Annotated in this window: 12 protein-coding genes; 4 read left to right on the plus strand and 8 right to left on the minus strand. The window is 29.9% G+C overall.

Going from position 1 to position 12851, the window contains the following annotated elements; translation table 11 throughout:
- Nucleotides 1-330 precede the first annotated feature (330 nt).
- From XO10_RS04210 to XO10_RS04220, 3 genes are read left to right on the plus strand one after another with little or no spacing between them, the layout of a single operon-like run.
- The gene (locus tag XO10_RS04210) at nt 331-1281 is read left to right on the plus strand and encodes an ABC transporter ATP-binding protein (protein WP_175421168.1); all 951 of its coding nucleotides are present in this window, start codon (nt 331-333) and stop codon (nt 1279-1281) included.
- A gap of 1 nt (nt 1282) precedes the next feature.
- On the plus strand, nt 1283-2062 hold the full coding sequence (locus XO10_RS04215; protein ID WP_175421169.1) for an ATP-binding cassette domain-containing protein: 780 nt from the start codon (nt 1283-1285) through the stop codon (nt 2060-2062).
- Nucleotides 2025-2957, plus strand: a complete 933-nt coding sequence (locus XO10_RS04220; protein ID WP_014296332.1) for a hypothetical protein — start codon at nt 2025-2027, stop codon at nt 2955-2957. The genes XO10_RS04215 and XO10_RS04220 overlap by 38 nt, the downstream gene beginning before the upstream one ends.
- A gap of 50 nt (nt 2958-3007) precedes the next feature.
- Here the strand turns inward: XO10_RS04220 and ppdK are convergent, their stop codons facing one another.
- Genes ppdK through XO10_RS04245 form a run of 5 tightly spaced genes read right to left on the minus strand, consistent with a single transcriptional unit; the run spans nt 3008 to nt 9379 of the window.
- Nucleotides 3008-5671: a pyruvate, phosphate dikinase gene (ppdK, locus tag XO10_RS04225; RefSeq protein WP_014296333.1), complete on the minus strand. Its 2664-nt coding sequence runs from the start codon at nt 5669-5671 to the stop codon at nt 3008-3010.
- 46 nt (nt 5672-5717) lie between these two features.
- Nucleotides 5718-6734, minus strand: coding sequence for an NAD(P)H-dependent glycerol-3-phosphate dehydrogenase (locus XO10_RS04230; RefSeq protein WP_255370590.1), 1017 nt, complete (start codon nt 6732-6734; stop codon nt 5718-5720).
- A gap of 36 nt (nt 6735-6770) precedes the next feature.
- A complete protein-coding gene (locus XO10_RS04235; RefSeq protein WP_014296335.1) occupies nt 6771-7166 on the minus strand; it encodes a MazG nucleotide pyrophosphohydrolase domain-containing protein in 396 nt (131 codons plus the stop codon).
- A gap of 9 nt (nt 7167-7175) precedes the next feature.
- A complete protein-coding gene (locus XO10_RS04240) occupies nt 7176-8081 on the minus strand; it encodes an ABC transporter substrate-binding protein (protein WP_075780429.1) in 906 nt (301 codons plus the stop codon).
- 14 nt (nt 8082-8095) lie between these two features.
- Entirely contained in the window at nt 8096-9379 is a 1284-nt protein-coding gene (locus XO10_RS04245) for a hypothetical protein (RefSeq protein WP_175418213.1), read from the minus strand.
- 103 nt (nt 9380-9482) lie between these two features.
- Between XO10_RS04245 and XO10_RS04250 the strand changes: the two genes are divergently transcribed.
- The gene (locus XO10_RS04250; protein WP_014296338.1) at nt 9483-10607 is read left to right on the plus strand and encodes a sugar MFS transporter; all 1125 of its coding nucleotides are present in this window, start codon (nt 9483-9485) and stop codon (nt 10605-10607) included.
- 44 nt (nt 10608-10651) lie between these two features.
- Here XO10_RS04250 and rplQ read toward each other — a convergent pair whose 3' ends face one another.
- The 3 genes from rplQ to rpsD all read right to left on the minus strand — a co-directional run bounded on the left by rplQ (nt 10652) and on the right by rpsD (nt 12836).
- Nucleotides 10652-11062 carry a 50S ribosomal protein L17 gene (gene rplQ / locus XO10_RS04255; protein WP_014296339.1) on the minus strand — a complete coding sequence of 137 codons (411 nt, stop codon included), beginning with the start codon at nt 11060-11062 and terminating at the stop codon, nt 10652-10654.
- Nucleotides 11063-11067: 5 nt separating this feature from the next.
- Nucleotides 11068-12117, minus strand: a complete 1050-nt coding sequence (locus XO10_RS04260; protein WP_014296340.1) for a DNA-directed RNA polymerase subunit alpha — start codon at nt 12115-12117, stop codon at nt 11068-11070.
- 89 nt (nt 12118-12206) lie between these two features.
- Nucleotides 12207-12836, minus strand: coding sequence for a 30S ribosomal protein S4 (gene rpsD, locus XO10_RS04265; RefSeq protein ID WP_014296341.1), 630 nt, complete (start codon nt 12834-12836; stop codon nt 12207-12209).
- Nucleotides 12837-12851: the final 15 nt, after the last annotated feature.

Consider the following 12851-nt stretch of genomic DNA (forward strand, 5'->3'; position numbering starts at 1 on the left):
GAAGAATTGATTTATTGATTTTAAGACAGCGCTTGAGATGATTTTTTACAATCCAGAAAAAAAATCTTCATTTTTTTCTGGTATATTCTATTTGTTAATTTCAGGTTAATTCATTTATGTGAATATTTTAGAAAACTTTTTTACAGGAGGTATCCACAGATGAGAAGAAGAGAGATATTATCAATTTAAAAGTTAATAAAAATAAATACGACAACGGGAGAACTTTGCCTTTGTTTTTGAAAAAAGGTATGTGATTTTTTTGTCAATTTTTAACCCCGCGTTGTCGGGGTTTTTTTTGTTGCCAATTTAACTTTCGGGGGTGATAAGTTTATGAAAGAATTTTATAAGTATTTTTTTGATTTTCACAGATTATTACCAAAAAAGCTTTTTTATCAAAAAGTATTTCTTGATCTTTTATATGTTTCAAGAGAAATTATAAATCTTTTTATACCGATGATTTTTGGTAAATTGGTAAATTCTCTTGGAAGTGAAACAGTATGGATTAACCTGAAATTGTTTATAATTGTTTATATACTAAGGGATTTAATAGGTGAAGGAGAAGGATTGTTCCGAACATCTTTAAATGATGTTTCTATACCTGCTTATTTTTATCAGGTTTCTATTAGAAATGTTCTTAAGAAAAAAGATAATATTTCTCCTGCAAAAGAGATGGATAAGATTTTTGATTTTAGATATGCATATAGGTTTTTTTATGATTCATTTACTCTTTTATTTGCATTATTGCCTTTGTTGCTTGTAGCATTTACTGTTATTATTTTCGTTCAAAATATAGTTATAGGAGTTTTAACGATTATAGGCGCAATTTTTTTAACTTTCAGTGCAAATAAGAAGATGAAAGAAGCGTCAAAGGCTTCTAAATTTATGAATGATAGTGAATATAATGTTGCCGCTGTTGTGGAAGATGTTTTAAATGGATATCAGGAGATAAAGAGTTTTAGAAGTTTTGAAATACCTTTAAAATGGGTAATTGATGCTTATAAAAATTTAAAACGTTCTTATATTGCATATGGAAATGTGGAATTAAAATACGCTGTTACCTATGAAATAATAAGTGTTTTATTAAAACCCATTTCGTTATTATATTTAGGTTTTATGATTTTTTCAGGAAATATGCAGGCAGGAAATGCTTTAGCTATAATGATGTATATCGACTATTTTAATGATTATTTTTCTCTTTATTTAGATGATATGGATTATATATCCTGGATGGTTGAAAAGGCAAAAACTGCTTATAATAAATATTTAAAGGAGGTTGCATAATATGTTTATATCTTTTGAAAATGTTGAATATAAATATAATGAGACAGTGATTCTTGATAATTTTAATCTTCAAATAAATAAAGGGGAAAAAATTGCTCTTGTAGGTTCAAGTGGTGAAGGAAAAACTACTATTATACGATTGTTGTTGAAATTTTTAACACCACAAAAAGGGAGAATATTAATAGAGAATAATGATTTAAAAGATATTCCAGATGAGGAATGGTATAGAAGAATTGGTGTATTGAGTCAGAATGCGCATATTTTCAACAGAACATTAAGGGAAAATCTTTTAATAGCAAAACCATCAGCAACTGATAAAGAATTATTAGAAGCACTTGAAAGATCAGGCTTAAAGAAGTTTCTTGAAAAAAGAAATGGTCTTGAAACGCAACTTGGCAGTAAAGGTGTTGCCATTTCAGGAGGAGAAAGAACAAGAATAGCGCTTACACGATTGTTATTAAAAGATCCAGAATTTCTTATTCTCGATGAACCGCTTGAAGGTGTTGATAAATTAGTGGAAAAAGAGGTTATAGAAAATATCAGGAATTTTATAAAAGATAAGACTTTGCTTTTAATTTCTCATAGATTCAGCATTTTATCCTTAACTGAAGAATTTGCTGTTTTACAGGATGGTAAGATTGTGGAAAAGGATAAATTCCATAATTTTTCTGAAAATAGTCTTTTAAAGAAATTTTTCAAGGCGGAAAATGAGCTTACTGAAAAATTCAGAAGGGGGAAGGAGAATGGGAACGCTGATAAAATGGATTATGAAGTCCAATAAAAAACGTTATGTGGAAATAACTATACTTAATATTTGCGGTATTTTATCTTCAATTGCAATTTCTTATTCTGCTGTAATCAGTAAGGATATTATAAATTTTGCCATTGAAAAGAATGATAAATTTTATTTTTATTCAATTATATTTTTCTTTCTGGTTATTATAGGACATATTACATTTGGTATAAGCAAAGCATATGTTTCGTATTTTAAGGGAGGATATATGCACGATGCAGGAATATATACGTATAAAACTATTATTAATAAGAATTTTCAGGATTTTATTAAAAAAACGCCTGCACAATATGCAGAACTTTCGTTAAGAACAGTAGAAAAGGTTGCAAATACACTTTCTAATTATGCAACTATGGGTGGCCTTGTTTATTTTTTCAAGTTGTTTATTTATATGAGCACTATTTTTGTTCTTGATTATTATTCGGGTCTGGCTTCCATTTTATTTTCTATAATATTAATTTTATTATTATTGGGTTCAAATGCCTATTATTATCCAAGAAGCAAAAAATTAAATGATCTGGAATTGGAAGTAAAGGAATATGTTTCAGATATGTTTGCAGGAAAATTTGAAAGTGCTCTTTTTAATGCTATAGATCATGAAATGGTTTCTTATAATAATTATGTAAAAGATTACTGGAAGAGATTAAGAAAGCTATATATAATCGATTTATTATATTCAAATACTTCAAGACGTTTTATTTCAACATTGTTTTATTTTTATATTGTTTATAGAGGAATTAAATTAAATGATGTAGGAAAATTGTATTCTATGACAACTATATTTATTATGATAAGAATGCAACTTTATAATGCAATGGGGGCCTGGCATGCTATAAGAGAGGGTATGATAGCTGCAAAACAATTGGAAGAATTTGTTGGATAAAAATTAAAAAACACCGGGAGAATTTAATCTCTCCCGGTGTTGATTTTTTATTAGTCAGCGTAGTTTACGAATTTTCCTCTCTTGAATTTAACAGCTGCCTGTGCTGCTGCTAATCTTGCAATTGGAACTCTGTATGGTGAACAACTTACATAGTCAAGCTGTGTTTTGTGGAAGAATTCGATTGATTCTGGATCTCCTCCGTGTTCACCACAAACACCTAATTTTAATTCTGGATTTACTGATCTACCGTAATCTTTTGCAATTTTAACCATTCTACCTACACCTGTTTGATCAACGTGTTTGAATGGATCTTTTTCGTAGATTCCTTTTTCGATGTAATCGTTGATGTATTTTCCGTAATCGTCTCTTGAGAAACCTAATGTCATCTGTGTTAAGTCGTTTGTACCAAAGCTGAAGAATTCAGCAACTTTAGCAATTTCGTCTGCTGTTACAGCTCCTCTTGGAACTTCGATCATTGTACCAACTTTGTATTCAAGATCTACTCCTGCTTCTTCGATTAATTTGTCTGCTGTTTCTCTTACGATTTTGTCAAGGTATTCTAATTCTTTTACTGTTCCTACTAATGGAATCATGATTTCTGGTTTAACTTTTTTACCTTCTTTTACCATTTCAATTGCAGCAAGGATTATAGCTTTTGTTTGCATTACTGCAATTTCAGGATATGTTATAGCTAATCTTACACCTCTGTGTCCCATCATTGGGTTGAATTCGTGTAAGTTTTCTACGATTTCTTTTAATTCTTCTACACTTACTCCTAATTGTGGAGCTAATTCTTTCATCTGTTCTTCGTCGTTTGGAAGGAATTCGTGAAGTGGTGGATCCAATAATCTGATTGTAACAGGGAATCCTTCCATAGCTTCAAATAATCCCTTGAAGTCTTCTTTCTGTAATGGTAATAATTCTTCTAATGCTGCTTCTCTTTGTTCTACTGTTTTTGATACGATCATTCTTCTCATTTTCTGGATTCTGTCGCCTTCAAAGAACATGTGTTCTGTTCTACATAATCCAATACCTTCCGCTCCGAAGTTTCTTGCAACTGTTGCATCTCTTGGAATATCAGCATTAGCTCTTACTCCTAATACTCTTATTTCATCTGCGAATTCTAATAATTCAGCAACTTCTCCTTCTAATCCTTTTGGTTTTATTGTTTTTACTTTACCGAGGTAAACTTTACCTGTTGTACCATCAATTGAGATCCAGTCTCCTTCTTTTACTTTAACTCCTCTTGCTTCAAATTCTTTTGCTTCTTCATCGATTACAATTTCTCCAGCACCAACGATAGCTGGTTTACCCATACCTCTTGCAACAACTGCTGCGTGTGATGTCATACCACCTGTTGCTGTTAAGATACCTTCAGCTGCGTTCATACCTCCAACATCTTCTGGACTTGTTTCAGGTCTTACAAGGATAACTGGTGTTCCTTCTTTTGCTAATTTTTCTGCATCATCAGCGCTGAATACAACTTTACCTGTTGCTGCTCCTGGTGATGCTGGTAATCCTTCTCCAATTTCCTGTGCTTTTTTGATTTCTTCTTCATCAAATGCAGGATGTAATAATTTGTCGATTTGATCAGGAGCTACTCTCATAACTGCTGTAGCTTTATCAATTAATCCTTCTTTTACTAAGTCAACAGCGATTTTTACTGCTGCTTTAGCTGTTCTTTTACCAGTTCTTGTCTGTAAGAAGTATAATTTTCCTTTTTCTACTGTAAATTCGATATCCTGCATGTCTTTATAGTGAAGTTCTAATTTGTCCATTATTTCTGTTAATTGTTTATATACATCAGGCATCATTTCGTTTAATTTTTCAAGTGGGTATGGTGTTCTGATACCAGCAACAACGTCTTCACCCTGTGCATTTGGCAAGTATTCACCGTATTTTACTTTTTCACCTGTGTTAGGATCTCTTGTGAAACATACTCCTGTTCCACTATCTTCACCCATGTTACCAAATACCATCATAACAACGTTAACAGCTGTTCCTAATAATTCTCCTTCTTTAATTCCATTGATAGCTCTATATTTTATTGCCCTTTCATTCATCCAGCTACCAAATACAGCTTCTATAGCAATCCATAATTGTTTTTTAGGATCTTGTGGGAATTCTTTTCCTGCTTTTCTATAGATTTCTTTGTATAATTCTACAACTTTTTTGAAGTCTTCTGCTTCTAATTCGATGTCTAATTTTACACCTTTTTCTTCTTTTACTTTGTTTAATGCTTCTTCAAAATCGTGATGTGGAATTCCTAAAGCAACATCACCAAACATTTGCATGAATCTTCTGTATGCATCATATGCAAATCTTGGGTTACCTGTATTTTTTGCTAATGCTTCTACTGTTTCATCGTTTAAACCTAAATTTAAGATTGTATCCATCATACCTGGCATTGAAACTGCAGCACCTGATCTAACAGATACTAATAATGGATTATCTTTGTCACCAAATTTCTTTCCTGAAACTTCTTCTAATTTTTTCATTGCTTTATCTACTTCTGCTTCAAGTGTTTCAGGGAATTTTCTATCGTGTTTCCAGTAATAGTCACAAACTTCTGTTGTAATTGTAAAACCTGCAGGTACTGGTAATCCTAATCTTGCCATTTCAGCAAGGTTAGCACCTTTACCTCCAAGTAAGTTTTTCATTTTTGCGCTACCTTCTGCAATTCCTCCACCGTAAAAATATACCATCTTTTCCATGTGTTTCTCCCTCCTTATCGAAAGAAAATTTACGAAAAATTCAAAATCAGAATTCTTCTCTTTTTAATTCCCTTCTCATTAATTCATGTATTGCCTTTTGTGGATTTTTGTTTAGATATAATACTTCATATGTTTTTTCCACTATTGGCATTTCTATTTGTAATTCTTTTATTTCTTCATATAACGCTTTACAGGTATATACACCTTCAGCAACCATATTCATGTTTTCAATGATTTCATTTAATTTTTTGCCTCTTCCTATCATTTCGCCGACATATCTATTTCTACTATGCTGACTATTACATGTAACTATCAAATCTCCAAGGCCAGCAAGTCCCATAAAGGTTTCTTTTTTAGCACCTTTTTTTTCACCATAACGGATTATTTCTGTAAGCCCTCTTGTTATTAATGCAGCTTTTGCATTATCCCAACCACCTATGCCATCAATAACCCCTGCTGCTATTGCTATTACGTTTTTTATAGAACCACCAAGTTCAACACCTATTACATCTGTTTGAGAATATACTCTGAATGATGCATTGCTAAATATTTCTTGAACCTTTTCAGCATATTCCAGATTTTCAGAAGCAGCTACAACGCTTGTTGGAACATCTCTTGCTACTTCTTCAGCATGACTTGGGCCACTTAAAACTACGTATTTTAAATCTGTAAGTATATCCTTTAAAATTTCGCTTATTCTTTCCTGTGTTTTTATTTCTAATCCCTTTGCAAGATTTACTATGATTTGTCCGTTATAATAACTTTTGAAGTTATTTGCTACTTCTCTTACTGCCTGCGTTGGCACTGCCATTACAATAATTTCCGAATTTTCTATAACTTCTTTTAAATCCATAGAAGGCTTTATGTTTTTTGGTATTGAAATTCCTGGAAGATAATAAGGATTTTCTCCGTTTTTTAAAGCATTAAAGACGTTTTCTTCTCTTGTCCATATTAAAACTTCATGTCCATTGTTTAATAATACTTTAGAAATAGCTGTTCCCCAACTTCCTGAACCAATTATTCCTATTTTCATTCTTTTCCTCCGTTTATATAACGTTTTCAATAAATATTATATCATAACTTTTGTAACAATCTGGTGTTAAAGTTTTTTATTTTTTTCTCTTTTTTCTGCTTCTTTTCGTTCTTTCCAGATTTTTGACGCTTCTTCTTTTGTTATTGGTTTATCCCAGAATAACCAGGGTTTTCTATTGGATATTTTATTTACTACTCCATTTATGATTTTTTCAGATGAAACATTATAATCACGTTCTGCAATTTTTAAAACGAGAAATGCATCATATATGAGATCTCCAATTTCTTCTTCAAGATTTTCAATATCTTCATTTTTTATGGCTTCTCTTATTTCATTAATTTCAGATTCCGTTTCGTTAAGCATATATTCTGTATTTATAGAACTTATCCATGGACATTTTTCTATATTTCTTTGAACAATGTCATATAATTTTTTAAATTCTTCCAGAAATTTTTTATCCATATATTTCACCTAATATATTAAATATAAGTCTTCTGGTATTTTTGATATTGCCCCATATTCAAAGAGATTTTTCATGTATAAGTCTGTTATTTCTTTTATATTTTTTGAGTAATATATTTCTGATCTTGTTGCTGCTTTTCTTAATACTGGTTCCGGCATTGTTTTCATTGTATCAAAAACAAATTTTATTGCTTCATCAAAGCTGTTTTTATAGAATACATTTGCTGAACATTCGTATTCATTTAATACTTTTTTTACCATCTTCATATCGTTATTTATTATTTTTTCGGATACAAATATTCCCGCTATTGGTAATTTTTCTTCTTTTAAATTGAATATGTCAGCATATACTTTTTGAAAGTCAAGCTGCGCCTTAACCTTGCCTTTTGTTTTTATTTCTGCAAGTGATACAAATGGTTCTGGAAGAACAGCTATCTTTTCTTTTCCAGCTGCAAGCATTTGTATTATTTCCGGACCACTTGTAACATATACAATTTCAAAGTCCATGTTTTTGCTTTTTTTTAATATTTTCAATATCACATCTGCTGTTTGGCCTGGGCCATGCAATGTAACTATTCTTTTTCCTTTTAATTCATCAACATTTGTAATCTTTTCTGAGGAAATTAGATAAAATGTTTTCCATAACGATACTCCTGCAAGTTTATATTTTGCGCCTTTATTCACCATCTCAATTCCAAGTGCAACAGGTAATATGATGAAATCTGCCTGTTGCTTTAACATTAATGTTTGAGCTTGATCTATTGTTCTCCAATAATCTGTTTTTAAACCCGGTACTCCATCTATATACAATCCTGCTGCTGGTAATAATGTTGGCCCCAATGGGTTATAAAACGTTGCTGAGAAAACTGAAATCATCAATAATAAAATCATTCCCGTTATTAAACCTTTTTTCATAAAAGAATCCCTCCTTATTTTAAAGAAATTGTGAATATATTTATAGTATTAAAATCTTTGGATTTTATGTATAATTCAATTTTTGTTGGATAATCATCAAGTATAGTATTAAAAGTATATATATTCCCTTTTAACCGCAGGTGTTTTTTTAGTTCACTACTGGAAAATTCTTTTTCTTTTATAGTATTTGAATAAAATACTTTTATTTTTTCAATTTTTATATTTTGTGCAAAATTTGAATTTCCATCGTATACAGAAAATTCCACCGAGAAATTTTTTCCTATTTTTTTATTTAATATTATAATTTTTCTCGGAAATGGTTTTACTTCTATTTTTAATTCACCGTTTAATTTGTAATTACCATTGTAAAATTCTACTTTATATATTCCAGGATATACACCACCTATTACTTCTATATAATTTTCATCGTAATTTATTTTTATTTTTGGAGTATATATATTGTCAGAAATTATTTTATATCCTAAATTTTTTATTCCAGGTATTAAATTTCCGTATCTGTCGTATAACTTATATTTTATTTTTTGTATTATAAAATCTTTTTTATTTTCTGAATATGTGGCAACTTTAACGATGCTATTGTCAAAGCTAATTTGTTTTATTATATCTGGAATTACGGAAAATTCTATGTCCTTTTTATTCCCATTAATGAACATGGAAAATATATATTTTCCTGGTCTGGTTAAATTATACAAATTTAACATATAAGATCCCTCAGAGATATGTTCAATATCGTATTTTACTACTGGATATAATTTTATTTCCTTTATTTTTTTTACTATGCTATTTCCATATTTATCTATAAAATAAATTTTTAATGGTATTTCAACTTTTTTATTGGCAATAAATATTTTTTTATCCAATTCTACTTTTAAATTTATGGGTGTTGCTGGAAGTATTTCTATATTTAAATCTGTTGATATATCACTATGATAAAAGGTTAATGTATATGTTCCAGCCTTTGTAAAATTTTTTAGATGCAATAAGCTACCTTCCAATGTTGCTGTTGCATTAGTAGAATCAGAATTTATTTCAATTTTATCAACGTAATTTTCAGGATTTAAATTCTTTAAATCCTTTATTTCTAGATTTATCGGAATTTGTTTTTCTTTAAAAGCTATATATTTATTCTTTTCTATAATTATATTGAGTTTTTGTTCTTTTTCTATTATTTTTGCAATTTTATCTTGTTGCGCTTTTTCTTTATTAAAATCAAAAAGAGAACAACCTGATAACATCACAAGTATTATCATAATTAATATACTATATGTTTTTTTCATACTTTTCCTCCATTTTTTGATATAATTAATATTGGTTTCTATTATAAAACCTTATCCTGTTTAATTATACCTTAAAATATCAACAATTTCAAAGGAGGATTTTATGTCAGATAAAAAACTACAATTTTTTATTTTTTTTAATATATTTTTTCTTGCTATTATTGTAAATTCCATACCCCCATTGATGACTACTTTGCAGGATAATTATTCTTTAACAATAGGGTTTTCTTCTTTTTTACCTCTGGCGAGAACTATAGGAAATATGAGTGTTTCTATTATAGGAGCTTTTATAATAGCAATATTAGGTTTAAGAAATAGTCTCCTTTTAGGCATTATTTTTGAAATTCTCGGTGTTTTTTTATTTATTATTTCAAAAGATATTTATACATTGATTTTTTCTATGTTTTTTATAGGTGCTTCTATGGGACAAACTATTTTATCTTTAATTTCTATGTTTGATCATTTGCCTGAAGAATTTCAAAAATATGGATTGTTACATGCTTTTTTTGGTTTCGGCGGAATAACAGGTCCTTTGATTATATCTTTTATTTTAAGAAATAATATTAATTATAAATTTCCTTTTTATATTTATGAATTTGTATTTCTATTTATTTTCTTTTTTATTATTTTGAAAAAGGTTCCAGAAAACGTAAAATATAAAGCTTTTAAATTTACTGAAGCTCTTTCAGTCTTAAAAAATAAATTTATCATATATATCCTGGTAATTTTTATTATGTATTCCGGTGTGGAAATTGGAGCTGTCACATGGGCTGGTAATCTTTTTACTGATCAATTTAATATCCCAAAGGATTCAGCTTCGATTTTTATTAGCTTATTCTGGGTATTTTTTACAATTGGAAGATTACTAACTGATACATTGTATAAGAAATTTAATTTTACTCTTACAACTATTTTTTCATTGTTTTCAGCAATTACTTTAATTATTATGATTTCAATAAAGTCTTTTTCTCCATATGCTTTTTCAATATTAGGAATTATGCTTGGACCAATTTTTCCTGTTACACAAAAATTTTTGAATTCTCACTTATCTCATAGGGAAGTCGGCCTTGTTTCCGGAATTGTTTCTTTAAGTATAGGAATTGGTGCGTCTATTATTACAACTCTTATGGGTTTCGTTGGAGATTTTTCTATTTTATATAGTTACTTAATTCCTATTACCGGTCTTCTAATAGTTTTTATCTTTTCAATAATGGTAAGAAAACTATAATTTAATAAAAAATACCGGGCAGTAACTGCCCGGTATTTTTTATATTATTCTGCTTTTTCTTCTTCTTTATTTTCAATGCTTTCTACTAATTGTAATAATGATAATTCTGCTGCATCTCCTCTTCTGTATCCAATCTTTAAGATTCTTGTGTATCCGCCATTTCTATTTTCGAATTTTGGAGCGATTTCATCAACAACTTTGTTTGTGAATCTTCTGTCGTTGAAGTATCTGTTAATCTGTCTTCTTAATGCAACACTTCTATCTTTGTTATCTGTTGTTTTTGCTTCTTTTGCTTTTGTTAAGATTTTTTCTACTAATGGTCTTACTGCCTTTGCTTTTGCTGTTGTAGTAATGATGCTACCGTGTTCAAATACTTCTCTTGCTAAGTTTTTTAATAATGCTTTCCTATGTGAAGCGTATCTGCTTAATTTATTTACCTTTACTCTATGTCTCATGGTTATTAGGCTCCTCCCTTCTGGATCTCGTCATAATCCAACTGGAATTTCTCTTTTAATTCCTTTCTAATTTCATCTAAAGATTTTTTACCGAAGTTTTTGATTTTCATTAATTCATCTGGATCCTTCTTTAATATGTCTCTTACTGTATTGATTTTTTCTCTCTTTAAACAATTTTTTGCTCTTTTGCTTAAATCGAGCTCGTCTATTCTTGTTTCAAGAACTTCAAGACTTACATTTTTAAATTCTTCTTCTACTTCCTGACCAGCAATTTCTTCTGAAACATTTGTTTCCATTGATTCTGGAATAGCTTCAGCTTCTGTTAAATCTATCTCTTCTCTCCATGATGAGTAGATTATATTAAAGTGTTCAATTAATATTTTTGTGGCTTTTACCAATGCTTCTTTCGGATCTATAGATTTTTTTGTCCATACTTCAAGTATTAATTTATCATAGTCTGTTCTTTTTCCAACACGAACTTTTTCTGTGAGATAATTAACTCTAATTACAGGACTATATACACCATCTATATAAATCATTTCAATGTCCTTTGAAAGATCCATTTCTGATGTTGATACAAATCCTTTTCCTACTGTTGCATATAATTCCATTTCAAATTTTTTGTTTGCATTCATTGTTGCAATTTTAAAATCAGGATTTGCAATTTCAATACCTGGTGGTGTAATTATGTCTCCTGCTTTAATTTCTGCTGGTCCCATTTTTTCTATTCTTAAAACTATTGGTTCTTTTAAATTTCCAATGTTATCAAAATCTACAACTTTTAATTCAACTTTTTTAAGGTTAACTGTTATTTCAAGTATATCTTCCTGTACGCCTTCAATTACATCAAATTCGTGTAATTTACCAGGAATTCTTATGCTTGTTATTGCAAGCCCTGGTATTGAGGATAATAATACTCTTCTTAATGCGTTACCTATGGTAACCGCATATCCTCTTTCAAGAGGCGACAGGACAAATCTTCCATATTTGTATTCTAATTCTTCTGATTCTTCTAATGTTTCTAATATCATCTTTTCCGGTTTTACAAATTCCATTCATTACCCCCAATTTAGCTTTCCTAAATTGGAGTGCACCCCCTTTCTTTTTGTTAGGCGCGTTGTTGCGATCATCATACAAACAACTATTATTTTGAGTAAAGCTCGATAATAGCCTGTAAGTCTACTGGTACATCCATTTCGTCTAATGTTGGTAATCTTAAGAATGTTCCTTTAAATGCATTGTAATCTACTTCTATCCAGTCTAACTTTCTGTTTGCCTTTTGAGCTAATTCGATTCCCTGTTTAATTGGTAATGCTGATCTGCTCTTTTCTTTTACTTCAATTACATCTCCTGGTCTAACTCTGTATGATGGTATATCAACTTTTTTACCATTTACAAGGAAGTGACCATGTCTTACTAATTGTCTTGCTGTTCTTCTGTTTACTGCAAAACCCATTTGATATACAACATTGTCAAGTCTTGTTTCTAAAACTCTCATTAAGTTTTCTCCTGTGTTACCTTCTTTTCTTGATGCTTCTTCAAAGTATCTTCTGAATTGTCTTTCTAATACACCATAAATTCTTTTTAAAGCCTGCTTTGATCTTAATTGCATTCCATATTGTGTTGGTTTTTTAGCCTGTTTTCCGTGCTGACCTGGTGCGTATGGTCTTTTTGCAATTGCACATTTATCTGTATAACATCTTTCGCCTTTTAAGTATAATTTAAATCCTTCTCTTCTACAAAGTTTACAAAGAGATCCTATATATCTTGCCATTACATTCCCTCCTCT

It is taken from the genome of Marinitoga sp. 1135, from assembly GCF_013363245.1.
Classification (GTDB): Bacteria; Thermotogota; Thermotogae; order Petrotogales; family Petrotogaceae; genus Marinitoga; species Marinitoga piezophila.